Source organism: Methylobacterium sp. WL64 (assembly GCF_008039945.1).
Lineage (GTDB): Bacteria > Pseudomonadota > Alphaproteobacteria > Rhizobiales > Beijerinckiaceae > Methylobacterium.
Map to the genome: position 1 here is coordinate 1 of NZ_VRVA01000105.1, position 17,986 is coordinate 17,986.

The following is a 17,986-nucleotide window of genomic DNA, read 5'->3' on the forward strand; positions in this document are numbered from 1 at the left end:
GAGATCAGCACGTCCGCCTGACGTAGCTTCGCGACGATCTCCTCGGGCTTCGGGTAATTTGCCATCTCGTCCGTCCTCCAGGCTTAAAAGCCATACCAAAGAGCGGACCACTTCAATGGGGGCTGACTAGTTCAACCACCGCCGGCTACTCGAACCCATCGGCAACATCCCTCCCGCCGAGGCCGAAGCGCGCTATTATGCCCAGGCCGAGGCTCAGTCCTTGGCGGCCTGACCCAAACCAAATGGCCTGCGGAAAACCCGGGGCGGTTCACTGTTCAGACATACCGAGCCACCTCTATGGGCAATGCACGGATCGTGAGTCATCGCCATTGCTGAGCCCACGTTAGCACGGCTTCAGCAACGGCCCCCGGCTGTTCCGGAAACAGCGCATGCGAGGCATCGCTAACAACAATTTTGGTGACCCGGGCGCCTAACTGGTCGGTCATTTCCTTCCAATAGGGTGCCGGGATGAAGGGGTCATGGTCGGCGATGATCTGAAGTAGCGGCACCGTCCCGCAGGCCCACGAATCCTTCAGCCCGCTTGCCTTCACGGCCTCGTGCTGCATCAGGTAAGTGTCGTGATACCATCCGTTCAGCCAGACACTTGGATCGTGATCAGGCGCGAAGAAGGCCTTGCGCAGCGTGGCCAGACGCTCGGCCTCCGGCTCGGACGGATTGCTTACGATACTTGGTGCTTTGCCGATTTCCGGCGGCACTTCCGAGCCTTCCGCGGCGGCCAGCACCACCGCCCGCACGAGTTCGGGATGATCAGTGGTGACGACGCGGGCGAGCACGTTGCCGAAGGCGTGGCCGAGTATGACCACCGGCTCTTCGGCAAGCGCGCGCAGACACATGGCGACATCGTCGGCCAAGTCGTGCAGTGTCAGCTCTCGCATAGGGCCGGTTGATCCTGCTACGCCTCTCGGCTGGGGCCGCAGCACCTGCCATCCTACCTCGACGAGGCGGCCGGTGATGTCGTCATAGTCCGTGCCTCCATCCCGGCCGTACGACGACAGGATCACGAAGGGCGGCCCGGCGCCGTCGATGAAGGTTTCGATCGCCACGTCATCGCGCCGGGTGATCGTGCCAGTGCGACGTGGCAACGTCACTTCGTGACTCCCGGAAACGCGCCACCGAGCGGCTGGAACTCGACCTGAAGCAGTTTGGCGGGATGTGGCCCGTCGGGCAGCGGCGAGGCGGTGCCGCCGTCCATAATGAAAAAGGCGCGTCGTCCGTAATCGCCCTCGCTGCGCGCCCAGGCGCCGCCCGACGGACCGATCAGTTCCTCCGTGAACGGATCGCCGGCGACAGACTGGGTGAAGCCGCTGTTGTAGCCGGCGTTCATCGAGATCACGTCGATCGTGTTCTGTCGATGCGTCGCCAAGTAGATCACCTCGGCTTCCTCATCGATGCAGAAGTCGTCTCCCATCCGACCGGCGACGACCAGTTCCGGTCCGCCCTTCGCATCGAGCGTGTCGGGATCGATCGCCACGCGCATGAGCAGCTTCTTGGCAGTTGCGGTATAGTAGACGTACCCGCTCTTCTGCGCGTAGCGGACGCCGTTGACGCCGGGTTGCTCGGGCTTCATGTCGCCGGGGAAATAGCCCATGCTGTCGTGTTCGAGCCAGACGCTGAAACCCGGCGCCGCATCGTCGTCCTTCAAGTCGACACGCCAGATCAGGCTGGCGAAGCAGTCCGCAACGAGCATGGTTCTTGGACCCACCAGGCAGCAGCCGTTCGGACCCCGCGTCTCCTTGGGAAACGGGCAGACCTCCTTCGGCTGGACCGGTGACTCCGTGGTCCAGCCCCGTAAATCGAGGCTATAGAGATAGGCCTCGTGGGTCGTGTACAGTTCTCCCACGAGCAGATAGAATATGTCTTGATCCACCTCGACGATCCCGGTTACAGGATGCTCGAAGGTGTGGATGCATTTCGCTTCCACGGGATCTCCTCCCTGGAAGGGAGGCACAAACCACAATTCATGGTGGTTCATCGCCGTTATCAGGACGGAGTTGTCGGACCTCACCGCAAGGTTCTCAAGAAAATATTTCTTTGGGAACGTGGCGACCGTGGTGAGGCGCGCCTGAGGAGCCTTATTGGGAGACATCGAACTTCTCCTGCGACAGGGAATTATCTTGCTGGCGCTGGAACCCTAAAAGTGTTCAGCAGAGACGAAATCGTATCATAGCAACCCGCAAGATAAAGTAGGTCAACGATGCCCTGAGCTCCGAAGATCGCCTCGGTCCGAACGTAGAGATTATCTTCGACTTGCCGCTCCACCGTGACCTGCCGCGTAAATTGTTGAGCTAGTTCTTCCTCGAATGCCAAACCACCCGCGGGTATCCCTTTCGAAAGCGAGCGAATTGCTTCGTCCGGCAATCCGGCTTTCCGCGCTACCGCCTCATGCGCGTACCGCTCGTAGTCGCATTGCCACACCGCACCCACCGTCAGGATCACGATCTGGCGAACCCGCGCCGTCAGGGTCGTGTGTTCCTGTTCCGCCGCTTGGAGCGCGAGGAAGGCGTCGGTGATCGCCGGGCTGAGCAGGATACCGTTGAACGGCCCGATCAGAGTTCCGTCTTCATTCTTGGCCTGAAAACCTGACTTTTCGGCCCAAGGCACCATGGTCGTATCGATCGTGTCGTACGTGTTCTTCTGGGCCGGGGAGAGTGCGTCTGGCTTGAGGAGAGGCAGGCGTCCACCAAGTCCATGCTGCGTCTGCGACATGTAAGACCTCCTACTGGCGTAGGCCGACGGCGTTCGAGGGAACATCGAATGCCATCAGCGTCAGCGAAACCATGGTGAACCAGCCCATGAGCACGGTGACGTCGACGATGCCCTTGTCGCCGATCAGGCTCTCGGCGCGCTGGAACATGCCGGTCGGGACGACCCGCTGGGCCGCGAGCGTCGAGGCGAGTTCGTACACGATCTGCTGGCGGGCATCGTCGAACGAGGTGGGCAGGCCCGCGATCAGCGCCTCGACCTGCCCGGCTGGGAGGTGCCCATCCTTCTCGGCGATCTTTTCATGCTCATAGTTCGAGTAGGCCGCTCGCCAGCGGGCGTTGATGAGATTTGTGGTGATCTCGATCTCCGCCTTGGTCAACGAAGATTCCTTCTGGTAATAATAGCCTGTCGGCACGATGGTCTTCGAGAGCGTCGGGTTCGCCAGCCAGATCTTGTGAGGCCCGGGCACGAGCCCGCGCAGCTTCATCGTGAAGTCGTAGGCGTCCTTCATATCCGAAGGCATCTGATCGACCGGCGTTTCCTTGAAGCGCCCAAACGATCCAAAAGCGGGATCAGCTGACATGGTGGGTCCTCGTTCGTTGGATGAGTGCTAACTCTCGCGGATGCGCCGCTCTAACTTGGGAAAGAGCCGGAGAGCATTGTTCCTGATAACGCCTTTCAACTCCTCGGGCGTGAAACCGTAAGACTCGAGCTTTCCCTGCAGCGGATCGAACCAATCCGGCTTCATGAACGGGAAGTCGAAGCCCATCATGCACCGATCGGGAGCGGTCATCGCCAGCAATGCCGCGAGTTGCTCATGTTCAGTCGTCGCCGTAAGCTCGTAATAAAAGGTGTCGAAGAGCTGGTTTTTGCCATCCATCCAATACTTAACGAGTCGCTGATGACTGATGGGCAAGGTGCCGCCACCATGACAGACAATGATCGCGATATCCGGGAACTTCGCCTTTGCTCCTGACGAGACAAGCTGCTGCGCCATACGCGTGCTGTCGAAAATATACTCCATAACCGGAGCCGGTATATCGACCGCGAATGATCTCCATCCGGGCGGGATGGTCGGATGCACGAAGGCCACTGCCTTGCGACGGTTAAGCTCTTCGAGAACGGGCGCGATCTTGGCGTCCGCCAGGTAGACGCCGTTATAATTGCTGATAATCCCGACACCATCCATGTCGAGCGTGTCGAAGGCATATTCGATTTCCGCCAGAGATGCTTCGACATCCGGAAGCGGCAAAATCGCCATTGAACCGAGCCGTGGCGAATGTTCTTTGACGAGGCCGGCCATATATTCGTTGAGGCGCCGTGCCAGCTGCTTCGCATCGTCGCCTTCCGCGAAAGAGATCCCGGGTGACGACACGGATAGAAGTTGTGCTTCTATCTTGTGGTCGTCCATGGCCTTGAACATAGCTTCAGGACTCCACTTGGGATACGTCCAGCCGTCCACGTCGTTTATCCCAGCTCTCTTTAGTGCCGCTTCGTAGAAATCTGGGAAGACATGGGCATGCACGTCGATGTAGCGCGCTGCATTGCTTTTATCAGAATTAGTATTGGCAAGGGAGCCTGAAGGTGTTGTTGCCATCGGTTTACTCATGCGGTCGAGTTGAAACGGAGCAGGTGTGTCGCGATCAAGTAATCGGCATCTACGGGCGGTCTAAATTTAAAATTAGTGCACGGTGGATCTGGAGTTGACCCAGTTTGTGGTCTGTAGCCTATGCAAGGTCTCGGTAGTGATGAGGGTCCCCTGGATCTTGGTCCGGCCGAAAGGTGAGCCTCCGGGTCTCATTTGGGCGGCCAGCTGGGCCGCTGCCAAGGCGAATTCCTGGGGCGTCAGCCACCCAAGGGCTGTGTAAGGACGGCTCTCGTTGTACTGCCGCCACCGCGTCTCGATCTTGCTCCTCGCGTCGGCCAACGACAAGAACCAGTTTGCGTTCAGGCACTCATCGCGCAGGCGGCCACTGAATGACTCCACCAGCGCGTTGTCGGTCGGCTTGCCAAGCCGCGAGAAATCCAGCGTGGCGCCGCTCTCGTAGGCCCAGCAGTCGAGCGCCTTCGAGACGAACTCAGGCCCGTTATTGACCTAAATTGCATGCGATGCTCACGGAGGCGTGCCAAGCGAACGACGACAGCTACGACCTGCTTGCCCTTGATGCCTTGATCGACCTCGATCGCCAGAGCCTCACGCGTGAAGGCTTCGACGACCGTAAGAGCACGCAACTGGCGGCCGTCGAAGAGCGCGTTGGAGACGAAGTCCATCGACCAACGCTTGTGTCGACATCAGATCGAAGGGGGCTGGCCCAGGCGTTGACATATCGATGCGTCAGCAGCCGGTCCGGCGATGATACGAACGCCACTTGTGCTGAGCGGAACCCCAGTTGGAGGCGTCGCTGCAGTTTCTGTCAGGCGCGGCCGCTCCTAAGCGAAGAACCGACGTGCCTGCCGAACACCAACTGCCCGCAGCCGAGAGCAGATGAACTCCTGTGCATCCGAGGGCAGGACGTGTTTGGGCACGAACTGGTACGACCCTGCCGACTGGTAGAGGAGGATAACGCGGGCATCCTCGCGTCATTGGACGTAGTGATCCCACGGCAGGTCGGAGGAAATCGTTTCGCTGCAGGCTGCATAGCCGCGCTCGGACCATGTGATGGTGTAAGGCTGGCGGAGGCTGCGCTGCTCCCGGAACTGCCGCCGCACGACCAGCCACGGGACCACGAGATGCCGCAGCGCCAGCATCACGATCAGGAACAGGCTTGCGTCGATCGCGAACACGAACGCCACGTCGGCTGGCGCGCCTACCAGGGCGAAGGCCCCGAACACGATGACACCATAGACGAGCAGGATGAGGGCCGTGCGCCGGCTCGTGAGAAGGGCCAGATGGTGCAGGCGACCTCCGGCGAGAACGTCCTCGGACAACGGTTGGTAGGTCAGGCTTGGCATGGCGTGAGCCTACCTCAGGACGAGATTGTCTCCTCCACCCCTGCCTGCACGGTCCCGTACACCGCCGATGATTAAGTTCGACGGTTAGTCTGCTTTCAACCCAACCCGGTCGCTCGACAAGCTCAAAAACCTGCCCGTGAGCAGACATTGGGTGGCGTCCGAAACTCGGCGAAGCTGGCCTTAAGCAGCTGTCCCGTTTACGGCACTTGCCGCCTGTTTACATTCGCATCGTAGGCAGCGCGCGCGGCGACGAACTCGGGCAAGCGTGCGATGGCCCACAACCAGAGCGGCTGGACCTGCTCGACGAGGGACCGGCCGAGCGGGGTCACGGCGTAGTCGACCCGGATCGGCACCTGAACGACCATCGTCCGGGTGACCAAGCCGTCGCGTTCGAGTTGGCGCAGAGTCGCCGTGAGCGACTTCTGGCTGACCCCACGGACGCGTTCCAGCAGCCGCGAGAAGCGCAGCGGGCCGTTCTCGGATAGCTCGCTCAGCACCCACAGCCCCCACTTGTCGACGAGGCGCGCGAGCACCTCGCGCACCAGCGCCTGCGCGTCCGGGGTCAGGGCGGAGCAGGGATCGTCGGGTTCGTTTCTGTCTTGCACGGCCATGACCTTAGTTACCTCTGCGCCGCTTTGTTACCAAGGGGTACCTCGTTGCCGAAAGCAACAATGATGGCCATTGTCGCTGCCATGAGCAATCCTTGGACCACCGACGACATCCCGGATCAGACGGGCAAGCGCGCAATTGTGACCGGTGCGAACAGCGGCATCGGCTGGCATACGGCGCTTGAACTCGCGCGCGCCGGCGCCGAGGTGACGATAGCCTCGCGTGACACGGGCAAGGCGAACGTCGCCACCGAGCGCATCCGCGCCGCGCTTCCGTCCGCCCGCGTCAGGACCGGTGTCCTCGACCTCGCACGGCTCGCCTCGGTGCGGGCATTCGTGGAGGCCGAGCTCACCGACGCACGCCCGATCGACCTGCTCGTCAACAACGCCGGCGTGATGGCGCTGCCCGAGCGGCGCGTCAGCCCCGACGGGCACGAGCTCCAGTTCGCCACCAACGTGCTCGGACCCTTCGTGCTGACCGGGTTGCTCATGCCCCGCATCCTGGAAGCGGGAGCGCCGCGCGTCGTGACCGTCTCGTCCTACGCCCACACGCAGGGCGGACCGACGCCGATCGAGGATCTGGAGTCTGAGCGCGCCTACCGTCCGGTCCGCGCCTACAGCAAGACCAAGCTCGCCAACATTCTGTTCACGCGTGAGCTCCAGCGCCGGACGGGCGACCGGTTGCTGGCTGTCACGTGCCACCCTGGCGCATCGCGAACCAACCTCTCGGCCGACACCTCACGTCCCATGAAGTTGATCACCTGGACGATGGGCCCAATGCTGCAGAGCGCCGCCGCGGGCGCCGAGCCGACACTGCGCGCGGCCACGGCGCCGGACGCCAAGCCGGGTGCCTACTACGGTCCCGGCGGCCTGTTTCGGTTGCGCGGCCCCGCGGTCGAGGCCGAGACCGCCCCGTTCGCGCATGACGCCGTCGCCGCACGCCGGCTTTGGAGCGAGCTGGAGCGGATCAGTGGCGTCGTTTATCCGATCCCTTAGGGGGTTCGTGGCGACCGCTCCCGATCCCATACCGCCTCGTGATTCGGTTCACTCGTCCCCAAGGAAGCGGACGTCGAAGGCGCCACTGCACCTACGCCTACGCAGGAAGGTCCGCCTTCGGGCCTGCCAGCTTCCATGGCTATAGGCGGCACGGCGTGCGAGCGCGACCCGGCCGCCGCGTCGATGACGAAGCAAGCCAACGCGACGCCGGGCAATTCGGAACCTTTACACCGGCGTACGATTAAACGTACATTGCTGTACGTTTAATCGGGTCCGTGTCGATGGGCGACCCGGTTCGGAGGACCGACATGATGACATGCGAGAAGCTCAAGGAAAGGGGGACGGTGGCCATCGTCGGTGCCGGGCCCGCCGGCACGACCCTCGCGCTGTTGCTGCATCAGCGCGGTTTCGACGTTCGTGTCTTCGAGCGCGACGCCTCGCCCGACGCACGGCCCCAGGGTGGCAGCCTTGATCTCAGGCCGGACAGCGGCCAGCGCGCCATCCGGGCGGCCGGCCTCGCCGACGCGTTCGCCCGACGCTCGCGCGACGACGCCAAGGCCTTTCGGATGATCGGCGCCGACGGGCAGGAGATGCCCGGCGAAGGCCAGGAGACGCATGAGGACGCCGGGCCCGAGATCGACCGCGGCGACCTGCGCGCGATGCTGATCGAGGCGTTGCCCGACGGAATGGTCGCCTGGGATCACCGCATTGAGGGGCTCGACCGTCATCGGGACGGGCGTTGGCTGATGCGGATCGCCGGCCAGGAACCGGTCGTGGCTGACCTCGTCATCGGCGCAGACGGCAGCGGCTCCTGCGTGCGGGCGGCGCTCACGGACGTGGAGCCGATCTACACCGGCATCACCATGGTGGCTGCCTATATCCGGCCCGAGCTCAGGCGCGGATCGCACCTTTCGGACGTACTCGGCGAAGGCTCGGTGATGTTCGCTGGCGGCGAGAAGACCATCTTCGTGCAACGCTGTGCGCGGGACGTGATCCTGCTCTACTACTCGATGGCCGTGCCGCAGGACTGGCCCCGGTGTGCCGGCTTCGACCTGTCGGACGTTGACGCGGTGATGAGGGCGGTCCGTGAGGCCTATTGTGACTGGTCACCCGAGGTGCTGGACATGCTGACGGAGGTCGACGATCACTTCCAGCATTGGCCGACCTCCGCCATGCCGCCCGACCATCGCTGGGACACCCGGCCGGGGCTGACGATGCTCGGGGACGCCTCGCACACGATGCCGCCGTTCACGGGCAAGGGTGTCAACCTGGCCCTGCTCGACGCGCTCGACCTCGCCGACGCACTCGTCGCCGAACCTGGCCAGGACGTCGCGGACGCTGTCGCCGGTTTCGAGAGCAGCATGCAGGCCCGGACTTCCGAGGAGATCCGCGCCTGCCTCAAGGTCGGTCGGAACGCCTACGGCATCGATCTGGGGGACGCGGCATGAATGCCGAGGCGGTGGCAAAATCTGCCAACGATCGGCTTGCGATGACCGACGCTCTGCTCCGGTTCGCCGAGGGCGCGGACAGGGGCGACGAGGGTTTGCTCGCATCGGCGTTCACGGCGGATGCGGAGATCGATTTCGAGCCCTGCGGCCGAAGCCTCGGCCTGGAGTTCGGCGTGCTGCGGGACCGGGCGGCCATCGTTGGATTTCTTGCCGGTATCGCGGCGCGGCAGATCACCAGCCATGCCGTCACCAACCCACGTGCCGCAATCGCCGGTGACCGGGCCAGCCTGTCCGCCCTGGTCGAAGCCGTCCATGTCATCCGTGACGAGCCCGGTGCCCGGTTCCGCATGATGAACCGATACGTGGCCGATCTCGAATGGCACGAGGACAGGTGGGCGATCAACCGCCTGCGGATCGTGAACGTCTGGTTCGAGGGTGATCCCCGAACGTTGCTGCGGCGGTAAGGTGACCGACATGCGCCTGGAGCACGCGTTCAACTATACCACCGCCGTCCTCGGACCGCATGTGGTCGGGCAATGCCCGTTCGGCCTGCGGCACTACTACGAGATGGAGCAAGGGCTCGTACATGGCCCACGCCTGTCGGGTCGGACGCTCGGAGCGGGCGCCGACTGGATGCTGGTCGATCCGGACGGGGTCCTGCGCATGGACGTGCGCATCCAGCTCCTCACTGACGACGGGGCGATCCTGTGCGCGCGGTATCGCGGCATCGGCGAACCCAGCGAGCGGATGCGCTCCGCCATGGAGCATGACGAGCCGACCCAGTTCGAGGACCAGCGCATCCGGACCTGCTGGGAGTTGGAGTGCGGCGATCCGCGCTACGCCTGGGTGAACCGTTGCCTCTTCGTCGGCGAGGCACGCCTTTGCCCGGCCGGGGAAGACAGGCCCGGCTTCGAGCACCGCATCTACCGGTTGGCTTGAGCAGGGCTTGGCGATGACATTGGACGACGCCTCATGCGCAAGGATGCTGAACGGAACCGCGAGCGGCTGGTCGCCGCCGCCAGCGAGATAATGCGCGCGGAAGGTGGCGACGTGCCCATGGAGCTGATCGCCGCTCGTGCCGGCGTCACACGACCGACGCTGTACCGCAACTTCCCGGATCGGCAGGCTATGTACGAGGCCGTTCTGGAGCGTGACCTGGATCACCTCGCTGCGGCCGTCGCGGCCGGCGACGACCCGCTCGCCTTCATCCGCCGCACGGCCGAGATGATGCGGGTCTACGACAAGTTCCTCGCCAGCCTGGTCGACATGCCGGACTACGATGCCGCCAAGAACCAGAGCCGAATGGCCTCGGTTCTGGCCGGCCCGCTCACGACCGCACAGCGGCGTGGCGTGCTCCACCTCGACCTCACACCCGAGGACGTCCTCGTCGCGTGCCGCATGTTAGCCTCGCACTGGAAGCTCGACGACGAGGCCGATTTCGAACGTGTCTTCGAGCGGCGCTTCGCTCTGCTCGCGCGCGGGCTGCTGGCTGACCGGAAGCTCGGTGCTTGACGTCGGTTCGTTCTGAAAGCTCGCTCCCTGCATCGCCGAAATTCTCACCGGAGACCTGACATGATCGTCGTCACGGGAGCCACCGGTCAACTTGGCCGCCGGATCGTGGAGCAACTGCTCCGGCGCATGTCACCGGACCGGATCGCGGCCACGACGCGCGCCCCCGGGAAAGCGGACGCGCTCGCTCGAGCCGGTGTCAGTGTACGTCATGGCGATTTCGCCAAGACTGATACGCTGCGGACTGCCTTCGCCGACGCGACGCAGGTCCTGATCGTCTCCTCCAACGCAGAGCGGATCGGCCAGGACCCCGTGACCCAGCACCGGGCGGCCATCGAGGCCGCGAAGGCCGCTGGCGCGCGTCGCGTCGTGTACACGAGCCACATGGGTGCAAGCTCGACGTCACAGTTCCGGCCGATGCATGCCCACGCCCGGACCGAGGCCTTGCTGAGGGACGCGGGGATCGCCTGGACCTCACTGCGAAACGGCTTCTACGCTGAGACGGTGCCGGCGATGTTGGGAGATGCGGTAACTACCGGGGTGCTGAGGGCGCCGGTGGACGGGAAGGTCGCATGGACCACGCACGATGACCTCGCCGCCGCGGCCGCGGTCGTATTGGCCAAGCCGGGTCGCTTCGACGGGCCGACCCAGCCGCTCACCGGATCGGAGGCGCTCGACCTGGCGGACGTCGCCTCCATGCTGTCAGTCCTTCACGGCCGGCCGATCCGGCGCCAGGTCGTTGCCGACGAGGCGTTCGCAGCCGGGATGCAAGCGGATGGGGTGCCGGCGGCGGTGATCGAGATCACGCTGGGCATGTACCGCGCCGCGCGAGCCGGCGAATTTGCCGAGACCGATGCGACCCTCGCGACACTGCTTGGCAGCGCCCCGAACGCGTTGAGTGCCGTGCTGGCGGTTTAGTAGAACCTTGGAGCAAAGTAGCGGCAGGTGCGCATCTGCTGGTGAAACGAGCCCTCTCGAAATGATTGTTCTATTCGCAGCCAATCTGCGCCGTTTGACGAAGATATGTATTTCTGTTTATTCGCGCCCAAAATAACAGTTATTAATCCAAACAATTCCGACATTAATTCTATTAACTGGCATATCGGCAATCAGAATATTTTTATAAATTATGCAAATAGCGACTATCTATCTGAAATTGCTGTTTACAGAGACCTGCGTAATGCCTAAAAGCAGTCATTCGTTTTGCTGCTGTTCTGGCGGTAATGCGCCCGAGCCAGCCGCTTACGCGGCAGACTGCGTTTCTCGGAAGCGGACACTCGTGAGATGCTGGCGAAGGTAGTCACCGAGCCGTGCTCCCTCCGTGGCCGCACCACGAAACGCGACGTAGCCGTCCGGTCGGATCAGCACGAGCGTCGGGTACTCCAGCCCGTAGGCCTGATGCGCGAAGCGGTCGATGTCGAGGAGGCTTCCTGGCGGGACCACGTTCCCACCCGCACGCGGCGCGGCCAGCACCGGCCGCAGCGCCACCTGTGGCCAGGACGCCAGCACATCCCCTGCGCTCGTAATCGCGTGTCCGGTGTCGTCTCGTCCACCGTCGAAAAGGAGCAGCGTCCATCGCTCGCCGTAGATCGCTTCGAACAGTGAGGCGGGACGCAATCCCTCGGCCTTGACTATGACGGCATCGGGCGCACGCTCCCCCGCCTTCATACCGCTTCTGCCCCGCACGCCGTCGTGGTTGAGCGGACTACCTTTGTAGGCAACGTCCAGCTGAGACGAGCGTCGCACGAAATATTGTGCCGGCCCTTTGAACAGAGCCGCAGCTCCGAACCGGTGGATGACTTGCCGCCGTAACCAGTTCGGCTCAGCGATGGCGTGGAAGACACGGGTCTGCTCGGCGTTCAACCCCTCGCGCACCGGCCGTCGCTCGGCGTCGTAACTGTCGAGCAGCGCCTCGGGCGCCCAACCGCGGTGTACGTAGGCGAGTTTCCAGCCCAGGTTGAACACGTCCTGCATGCCCGTGTTCATGCCCTGCCCGTAGATCGGGAGCGTCATGTGCGCAGCGTCGCCGGCGAGCAGAATGCGGTTTCGCCGAAAGCCCGGCGCTACGCCATGGTTGAAGTGTCCGTGGCTGAACCAGACGGGATCAGAAAGCTCGGCCGCCGGGTCGTCGGCGACCTCGCGCAGGATCTCTTGCATCTCCTCCAAGGTCGGATCGCGCTCGGCGGGCGCATCCGCGTCGTCGCTGAGGACGAACATTCGATGATGCCCGCCTGGTAGCGGTAGAATGCCCATGTAGCCGTCGCGCTTGAGGAAGAACGATGCGTGACCGCGGCGCGATGGCCGGCTCCAGCGCAACCGGGCGTCGATCTGGCGGATGAAGCGGTTCTTGAGCCGCTCGGGTTCGAAGTCGAGCCCCGCAGCCTTGCGCGCGAGGCTCGCGCCGCCTTCGCAGCTCACCAACCAGCGCGCGCGCACCGTCTCCCGCCCCCCGCCGGCGCGCTCCAGTACCGCCTCGCCGTGGTCGCCGCGATCCGTAATTTCGACCACCGTGACCTCGCGCTCGACGGAAGCGCCCACCTCGTCGAGACGGCCGGCGAGAACCTGCTCGATCTTGTTCTGACCGATGAAGACCGGCGTCCCGTAGGGGCTAGGTCGGCGATCCATCGGGATGTGGCCGAGGAGTTTGCCGTAGCCGTGCAGCGAGAAGGTATGAAGCGGCGCGCTCCGCTCCAGGAGTCGCTCCAGCACGCCGATGGCAGCGAAGACCTCCTGGGATCGAGGCCACAGATTGGCGGCCTTGGAGTACCGCTCCGGCCCCGCCTTCTTGTCGACGATGCGGAACGGCACGTCCCAGCGATGGAGCTCGTTAGCGAGCGTGAGACCGGTCGGTCCCCCGCCGACGATCAGGACCGCGCAGTCGATCTGTGCTTCAATCATGTTGCCCTCCGGCCTTGCGAATGGTTCGCCAGCCGATCAGGGCGGCGATGCCCCCGAGCGCGGCCAAGCCGAGCTGGCGGGGAAGGGGATCGGGAACCTGCTTGGGGATCCGCGTCGGTCCGTCCGGCCCGAACTGGACCGGCTCCGCGACGTAGCGGCCGCATCCCGGCGCCTGGAAGGTGCGTGCAAGCCGCTCCAGACCCTGCACCGCAGCGGGGCCGACGATCGGCTCACCGTGGCCGCAGGCGAGGCACCGGGGGTGGAGCGAAGCCAACACCTCGACCGATTTCAAGGCCGCGCCCCAATCATAGGTTGTCGGCGCCCCGGGTCGACAGACGCGTTGCGTCCGGGTGACGAGCGCCGTGAACGAGTCGCTATCGGTCGTCACGCATGCGTCACCTGCGATCAAGGTCCGGTCGCCCTCGCGCCAGAGTGAAACGTGGCCAGGCGTATGCCCGGGCGTGTGCAACCATCGCCACCCCGCGAAGCCCGGGACGATCCCGTCCTCCGGCAGCGGCGTCGCGGCTTCGCCCACCTGCGCCGCACTCGGGCCGCGGTGCAGGCGCGTGACCATGGCCAGCGCGCCACCGACCGTCGGGTCTAACTTGGGATAGTCTCGGCCTCGGGTGTAGGCGATGTCCAGCGGATGGACGTAGACCGGTACGCCCCAGGCGCGTGCCAGCGTGCGTGCGCTGCCGGCGTGATCGAAGTGCGCGTGCGTGAGGAGGATGTGTTCCGGACGGGACCTCAGGTCGAGTTCACTGAGGGCTCGGCGGAGCTGCTGGGCTTGGCCCGGAAACCCTGTGTCGACGAGGAACCAGCGTCCACCCGGCTCGGACACGCAGTAGGCGTTCACGACCCCGAGGGCGATGCGTGCGAGCCCGGACGTGATCGGGACCGGACTCATTGGGCTCGCACCATGTGCATATGATCCTTATATCTTAAATATGTTTACAGTGGGGTCGTGTCTGCAACTGATGGTGTCCGCGTCAGTCGAGCGCCTCAACTGTTTAAAGGGCTGCGGTGGCACTGAAACCGCGACCAACGCCTGCGATCTGTTCGACCCGTCCGATCGCGACCGGACAAACGCTTATCGCCCCGGCCGGCCCTAACGCGTCACTCAACCATAAACATATTGATAACGCTTGGTTCCCTCGGGCGTCAATCACGGTAGGGTGGGTCCATGCCGCTCCTCGACCTATTCACCGACAGCCAGCTCAAAGTGCCCGATGACAGCCTCGGCTTCCTGCTCTGGCGCGTGACGCATGCTTGGCAGCGCTTCGTCGACGATCAGCTCCAGGTCTGCGGTCTCACCCATCTCCAGTTCGCTCTCATGATCGCGCTCGGCTGGCTCACTCGGCATAACGAACCCACGACCCAGAGCGACTTGGTCGAGTTCGTAGAGATGCACCCGATGCAGGTGAGCCAGGTGCTCTCGATCCTCCAGCGGAAGGGACAGATCTCCCGCGACCGGAACCCAGCGAACGGACGCACTAAGCGGATCGCTCTCACCGCGTCCGGCGAAACCGCACTTCGTCAGGCGCTGCCCTTGATTGAGGAGGCGCACACGACGTTCTTCGGCCCGGCCGAAGCCGTTGCCAACGATCTCGGGACGATACTGCGGAGCTTGGCTTTGCGACGCTCAAGGTAGTATCTCTGGATCATGGCGAACGTGCCCTGCCGATCGTCCTCGCGGGGGAACGCACCGCAAGCCTAGCCGAGACAGGGTCCAGGGACGATCGAGATCGCGACATACGATGCCGCCCCTGCTACGCAAGCGGCGCAACCCTCGCGGCTCGCAGCCCATCGATTGTCCAGTCCACGACCCGGGCGACGTATGCGTCGCGGTCGCCGAACGGGAACGCCGGGAAAGTGAGAACCGCCGCGACCGCCCCATGCACCGCGGTCCATAGCAGCGTCGTGATGGCGTGCGCATCGCCCTCTAGCATCCCCGCCGTCACGCAAGCTTGAGCGCGATCCAGGCCGATGGCGAAGGCCGGGCTCGCTTGGGCGATCTCCTCCGGCCCTTCGAACTCGCGCACCGGCTGCGTCTCACGCGTCATGAACAGCACCTGGTAATCGTCCGGCCGCTCCAACCCGAGCCGCGCGTAGGTCAGGAATACCGCGCGCAGGGCGGCAAGCGGTTCCTCCGCGGGCTCGGCCGCGAGGCGCTCGGCTAGGATAGCGAAGCCCTGATGCGCCAGTGCTGTCAGGAGGTCGTGCTTGTCGCGAAAGTACGCGTACAAGCTCATCGGCGCGCAGCCCAGGCGATGCGCCAGCTTGCGCATGCTCAGCCCATCCGGTCCCTCTTCCGCGAGGATCGCACGCGCCTCGGCGAGCACGTCCTCGCGGAACGCCGCGCGCTGCCGCTCGCGGCGGAACTGAGGACTGGATATCGACGCTGGCACCATCCTTGATCCTCTTGTACGCCGAAGCCGGCACGGACCCTACAGCATAGCGGGTGCGGCGGGATGGATGCCGTCGCCGTCGCGCCGCAGCCTTGACGGTCGTATCGCGCGCGTCTCCGCGTCTCCTCAACGACGCACGACATCAGGCGCCCCTCAAGTCAACCGAGCTTGCGCACGGCGAGCGGCGGATCGACCGGTACCGCGCAGCGGAGGCGCGCGGCCGCTCCGTCCGCCACGACCCCGCGTGTCAATGATCATTCCGACCACGGCCGGAAACAGGCATGAGGTTGGCGCAACTGACATTCGAGACCATCGCGACGTGGTGACATTCGGATCGCTGGGTCGCGTCTACCAAACCGGTAGCGAGCCGCCGATCGACGCGACGTCGACCCTGCCAGCGCGCGTTCCGTCGCCGCCGCCGTTGATGATCCTGTGACCGCGTCGGCTTGCGGCATGATCCGCCTCGCTGAGGCGAAACAACCAGTTCGGCAGGTGATTTCCGGAGCGTCAACCGGCTTCGCGATCAGGTGCGAGAACTTCAGGGCTTGCCTCTGCTCATACGCGTTCTATCTAATAGTACGCGTACGAGGTGAGTGGTTCAGGCTTCGGCGTTTTCCATTCCGCCTATCGGCGTCTGTGGGACCTTGATCCTGAAATACCGGCCTACGGCGATGGTTGGCAGTAAATCACCTGAACGACCAGAGGTGGAAGGATGCTAAGTCCCGATCGCGCCTTTTCGATCTGCGGCGGCGTTGCGGCGGTGTCCTGGTTCGGTCTGGCGGTGAGCCTTTTCGTGCCCGACAATCTCCGGGCGCCTATCTGGGCCGGGACGGCACTCGTCGTGCCTGCCCTCGTAGGACTGGCCTACGCCGTTTTCCTCGCCCAGGGGTTACGCGCCCGTACCGGCGGCGGCTTCGGCTCGATCGCAGCCGTCCGACGACTCTTCACCGACGACGCCGCGCTCGCGGCCGGCTGGTTGCACTACATCGCGTTCGACCTGTTCGCAGGCACTTGGATCGCGAACGCCGGGCTCGATGCGGACATGTCGCCGCTCCTAATCCTGCCATGTCTCCTGCTGACGTTCTTCATAGGCCCAGTCGGCCTCGTCGCGTTCCTAGCTCTGCGCTTCCTCGTCGCCCCGCGATTGGGGCTCGCCACATGATCGTCCGGGTCCGACCGCCGGTGCCTGCGCCTCGCAAGGGACAGTGCCTAACCCCCGATCCAGACCGGGCGGACGCAGCGGTCACCGGTGCCATTCGATCATTCGATCACGCAACGGCTCGCTGCCCCAGAGTGCCGCCGAAAGGCTCCCTGCGCAGTTCGGGTCATAGAGGAGGACCGATGGTAGATCCCGCGCACCTGTACTGGTATGCCGCCGCCGGGTTCGCCGCCTTGACGCCCGTCGCCCTCGTGGCACGGTGCGTCGACCCGCGTCGACTGGCCAGCGAGAACGTCTGGAACAAGCCGGCCAAGTTCGGCATCTCACTTGCCCTGCACTTCGCCACCTTCGCGGTGGTCGCTGGTTTCCTCGGGGACGGTATCGTTCTGCTCACGGTCGCGTGGCTGTCCGTCGGGGCGGCCGTTATCGAGGTGGGCTACATTTCCGTGCAGGCGGGGCGGCAGCGGCGCTCCCACTTTAACAAGGACACGCGGCTCGAGGCTGCGATCTATGCCGTGTTGGGGATCGGTGCGATCTTGGTGCTCTCGCCGGCCGTCGTGGTCGGGATCGCGGCGGCGCTATCGCCTCCTTTGGCGTGGCCGCCCGCCGTCCGACTGGCCGTGCCTGTCGCGTTTATCGTGGGTTCCGGGCTGACGCTGCTGATCACGCTCTGGATGGGCTCCCACAATAGCCGCTACGCGGCCCCCCCACCCTCGACACGAAGGACCATGTGGTTGACGGGGTGGACAGTGAATGCCGCAGACCTTCGGCCTGCCCATTTCTTCGGGACCCACATCATGCAGGCCGTGCCTGCCATCGCGTTGGCGGGATCGTGGCTGCTTCCGCCAACGGTTACACTGGTTTTCACTGGCATCGTCGCCGCCGGCTGGACATGGCTCACGCTCGTGCTGTTCCGGAGGACCGTGGCGGGTCGACCGCTGCCCAGCTACTTCGCAATACTCGCTTGATCGCAGTAGCCCCACGGTAGCCCCACCTGCGCGACGCATGCCCCGGGATACCGTGGGCGGGCACCTTCGATCTCTTTGCTACCTAGCGAAGCCGAACTGCGCTTCGTCAGAAGGCCAATGGGGGCGTCCCGTTGAAGATCATAAACAAACATAAAGGAAGTCAGCACCATGAACGCGGTCGACAAACCTCTAGAGCCGTGCCCTGGCGGGTTGAATCGCGCGGGGTAGGCGATCTGGCTGGCGTGTGATTCACTGGATGGGCTTGTGATGGAGGATCGCCATGCCTTCAGCCCTGTCGGTGGATCTGCGCGAGCGT

At 64.2% G+C, this 17,986-nt stretch carries 20 protein-coding genes and 1 pseudogene; 10 read left to right on the forward strand and 11 right to left on the reverse strand.

Features of this window, described 5'->3' with window-relative positions; translation table 11 throughout:
* Nucleotides 1-320 precede the first annotated feature (320 nt).
* From FV242_RS26850 to FV242_RS26885, 8 genes and pseudogenes are all read right to left on the reverse strand, one after another.
* Complete coding sequence (locus FV242_RS26850; RefSeq protein ID WP_187278578.1) at nt 321-1,064, reverse strand: alpha/beta fold hydrolase; 744 nt, start codon at nt 1,062-1,064, stop codon at nt 321-323.
* Nucleotides 1,065-1,105: 41 nt separating this feature from the next.
* Nucleotides 1,106-2,107, reverse strand: a complete 1,002-nt coding sequence (locus FV242_RS26855) for a hypothetical protein (protein ID WP_147941058.1) — start codon at nt 2,105-2,107, stop codon at nt 1,106-1,108.
* 23 nt (nt 2,108-2,130) lie between these two features.
* Nucleotides 2,131-2,727, reverse strand: coding sequence for a carboxymuconolactone decarboxylase family protein (locus tag FV242_RS26860; protein ID WP_147941059.1), 597 nt, complete (start codon nt 2,725-2,727; stop codon nt 2,131-2,133).
* Between the two features lie 10 nt (nt 2,728-2,737).
* Entirely contained in the window at nt 2,738-3,247 is a 510-nt protein-coding gene (locus tag FV242_RS26865) for a carboxymuconolactone decarboxylase family protein (protein ID WP_210248966.1), read from the reverse strand.
* Nucleotides 3,248-3,334: 87 nt separating this feature from the next.
* Nucleotides 3,335-4,321 (reverse strand): amidohydrolase family protein, encoded by a 987-nt coding sequence (locus tag FV242_RS26870; protein ID WP_187278579.1) that lies wholly within the window; start codon nt 4,319-4,321, stop codon nt 3,335-3,337.
* 231 nt (nt 4,322-4,552) lie between these two features.
* A pseudogene (locus FV242_RS26875) lies at nt 4,553-5,010 on the reverse strand (integrase core domain-containing protein); the annotation flags it as partial.
* A 294-nt stretch (nt 5,011-5,304) separates the two neighbouring features.
* A complete protein-coding gene (locus tag FV242_RS26880; protein ID WP_147941062.1) occupies nt 5,305-5,676 on the reverse strand; it encodes a hypothetical protein in 372 nt (123 codons plus the stop codon).
* Between the two features lie 197 nt (nt 5,677-5,873).
* Entirely contained in the window at nt 5,874-6,281 is a 408-nt protein-coding gene (locus tag FV242_RS26885) for a helix-turn-helix domain-containing protein (RefSeq protein WP_246692899.1), read from the reverse strand.
* Here FV242_RS26885 and FV242_RS26890 point away from each other — a divergent pair.
* From FV242_RS26890 to FV242_RS26915, 6 genes are all read left to right on the forward strand, one after another.
* On the forward strand, nt 6,276-7,280 hold the full coding sequence (locus FV242_RS26890; RefSeq protein ID WP_246692900.1) for an oxidoreductase: 1,005 nt from the start codon (nt 6,276-6,278) through the stop codon (nt 7,278-7,280). The two genes, FV242_RS26885 and FV242_RS26890, sit on opposite strands and share 6 nt — an antisense overlap.
* Before the next feature lie 308 nt (nt 7,281-7,588).
* Nucleotides 7,589-8,728, forward strand: a complete 1,140-nt coding sequence (locus tag FV242_RS26895) for an NAD(P)/FAD-dependent oxidoreductase (protein WP_187278580.1) — start codon at nt 7,589-7,591, stop codon at nt 8,726-8,728.
* On the forward strand, nt 8,725-9,192 hold the full coding sequence (locus FV242_RS26900; RefSeq protein WP_147941065.1) for a nuclear transport factor 2 family protein: 468 nt from the start codon (nt 8,725-8,727) through the stop codon (nt 9,190-9,192). The genes FV242_RS26895 and FV242_RS26900 overlap by 4 nt, the downstream gene beginning before the upstream one ends.
* A 10-nt stretch (nt 9,193-9,202) precedes the next feature.
* Entirely contained in the window at nt 9,203-9,667 is a 465-nt protein-coding gene (locus FV242_RS26905) for a DUF3237 domain-containing protein (RefSeq protein WP_147941066.1), read from the forward strand.
* Between the two features lie 33 nt (nt 9,668-9,700).
* The gene (locus tag FV242_RS26910) at nt 9,701-10,240 is read left to right on the forward strand and encodes a TetR/AcrR family transcriptional regulator (RefSeq protein WP_147941067.1); all 540 of its coding nucleotides are present in this window, start codon (nt 9,701-9,703) and stop codon (nt 10,238-10,240) included.
* A 60-nt stretch (nt 10,241-10,300) separates the two neighbouring features.
* Nucleotides 10,301-11,155 (forward strand): NAD(P)H-binding protein, encoded by an 855-nt coding sequence (locus FV242_RS26915; RefSeq protein ID WP_147941068.1) that lies wholly within the window; start codon nt 10,301-10,303, stop codon nt 11,153-11,155.
* A gap of 324 nt (nt 11,156-11,479) precedes the next feature.
* Here FV242_RS26915 and FV242_RS26920 read toward each other — a convergent pair whose 3' ends face one another.
* Both FV242_RS26920 and FV242_RS26925 read right to left on the reverse strand, forming a co-directional pair.
* Nucleotides 11,480-13,135, reverse strand: a complete 1,656-nt coding sequence (locus FV242_RS26920) for an FAD-dependent monooxygenase (protein WP_147941069.1) — start codon at nt 13,133-13,135, stop codon at nt 11,480-11,482.
* The gene (locus FV242_RS26925; RefSeq protein ID WP_147941070.1) at nt 13,128-14,042 is read right to left on the reverse strand and encodes an MBL fold metallo-hydrolase; all 915 of its coding nucleotides are present in this window, start codon (nt 14,040-14,042) and stop codon (nt 13,128-13,130) included. Before FV242_RS26925 ends, FV242_RS26920 begins: the two co-directional genes overlap by 8 nt.
* A 276-nt stretch (nt 14,043-14,318) precedes the next feature.
* Between FV242_RS26925 and FV242_RS26930 the strand changes: the two genes are divergently transcribed.
* Nucleotides 14,319-14,786 carry a MarR family winged helix-turn-helix transcriptional regulator gene (locus FV242_RS26930; protein ID WP_147941071.1) on the forward strand — a complete coding sequence of 156 codons (468 nt, stop codon included), beginning with the start codon at nt 14,319-14,321 and terminating at the stop codon, nt 14,784-14,786.
* A 118-nt stretch (nt 14,787-14,904) separates the two neighbouring features.
* On the opposite strand, the gene FV242_RS26935 is transcribed toward FV242_RS26930, so the two are convergent.
* Nucleotides 14,905-15,543 (reverse strand): TetR/AcrR family transcriptional regulator, encoded by a 639-nt coding sequence (locus FV242_RS26935; RefSeq protein WP_187278582.1) that lies wholly within the window; start codon nt 15,541-15,543, stop codon nt 14,905-14,907.
* 250 nt (nt 15,544-15,793) lie between these two features.
* Between FV242_RS26935 and FV242_RS26940 the strand changes: the two genes are divergently transcribed.
* From FV242_RS26940 to FV242_RS26950, 3 genes are all read left to right on the forward strand, one after another.
* Nucleotides 15,794-15,979 (forward strand): hypothetical protein, encoded by a 186-nt coding sequence (locus FV242_RS26940; RefSeq protein ID WP_147941073.1) that lies wholly within the window; start codon nt 15,794-15,796, stop codon nt 15,977-15,979.
* A gap of 276 nt (nt 15,980-16,255) precedes the next feature.
* On the forward strand, nt 16,256-16,705 hold the full coding sequence (locus FV242_RS26945) for an abscisic acid-deficient protein Aba4 family protein (protein WP_147941074.1): 450 nt from the start codon (nt 16,256-16,258) through the stop codon (nt 16,703-16,705).
* A 179-nt stretch (nt 16,706-16,884) separates the two neighbouring features.
* The gene (locus FV242_RS26950) at nt 16,885-17,670 is read left to right on the forward strand and encodes a hypothetical protein (protein WP_147941075.1); all 786 of its coding nucleotides are present in this window, start codon (nt 16,885-16,887) and stop codon (nt 17,668-17,670) included.
* Nucleotides 17,671-17,986 lie beyond the last annotated feature (316 nt).

Excerpts from the sequence above, each read along its gene's own strand:
- FV242_RS26910 (WP_147941067.1), top strand. The coding sequence starts at position 9,701 with ATGCGCAAGGATGCTGAACGGAACCGCGAGCGGCTGGTCGCCGCCGCC.
- FV242_RS26950 (WP_147941075.1), top strand. The coding sequence starts at position 16,885 with ATGGTAGATCCCGCGCACCTGTACTGGTATGCCGCCGCCGGGTTCGCC.
- FV242_RS26945 (WP_147941074.1), top strand. The coding sequence starts at position 16,256 with ATGCTAAGTCCCGATCGCGCCTTTTCGATCTGCGGCGGCGTTGCGGCG.
- FV242_RS26925 (WP_147941070.1), bottom strand. The coding sequence starts at position 14,042 with ATGAGTCCGGTCCCGATCACGTCCGGGCTCGCACGCATCGCCCTCGGG.
- FV242_RS26855 (WP_147941058.1), bottom strand. The coding sequence starts at position 2,107 with ATGTCTCCCAATAAGGCTCCTCAGGCGCGCCTCACCACGGTCGCCACG.
- FV242_RS26880 (WP_147941062.1), bottom strand. The coding sequence starts at position 5,676 with ATGCCAAGCCTGACCTACCAACCGTTGTCCGAGGACGTTCTCGCCGGA.
- FV242_RS26865 (WP_210248966.1), bottom strand. The coding sequence starts at position 3,247 with ATGCCTTCGGATATGAAGGACGCCTACGACTTCACGATGAAGCTGCGC.
- FV242_RS26860 (WP_147941059.1), bottom strand. The coding sequence starts at position 2,727 with ATGTCGCAGACGCAGCATGGACTTGGTGGACGCCTGCCTCTCCTCAAG.
- FV242_RS26915 (WP_147941068.1), top strand. The coding sequence starts at position 10,301 with ATGATCGTCGTCACGGGAGCCACCGGTCAACTTGGCCGCCGGATCGTG.
- FV242_RS26930 (WP_147941071.1), top strand. The coding sequence starts at position 14,319 with ATGCCGCTCCTCGACCTATTCACCGACAGCCAGCTCAAAGTGCCCGAT.
- FV242_RS26940 (WP_147941073.1), top strand. The coding sequence starts at position 15,794 with ATGATCATTCCGACCACGGCCGGAAACAGGCATGAGGTTGGCGCAACT.
- FV242_RS26870 (WP_187278579.1), bottom strand. The coding sequence starts at position 4,321 with ATGGCAACAACACCTTCAGGCTCCCTTGCCAATACTAATTCTGATAAA.
- FV242_RS26920 (WP_147941069.1), bottom strand. The coding sequence starts at position 13,135 with ATGATTGAAGCACAGATCGACTGCGCGGTCCTGATCGTCGGCGGGGGA.
- FV242_RS26895 (WP_187278580.1), top strand. The coding sequence starts at position 7,589 with ATGATGACATGCGAGAAGCTCAAGGAAAGGGGGACGGTGGCCATCGTC.
- FV242_RS26900 (WP_147941065.1), top strand. The coding sequence starts at position 8,725 with ATGAATGCCGAGGCGGTGGCAAAATCTGCCAACGATCGGCTTGCGATG.
- FV242_RS26905 (WP_147941066.1), top strand. The coding sequence starts at position 9,203 with ATGCGCCTGGAGCACGCGTTCAACTATACCACCGCCGTCCTCGGACCG.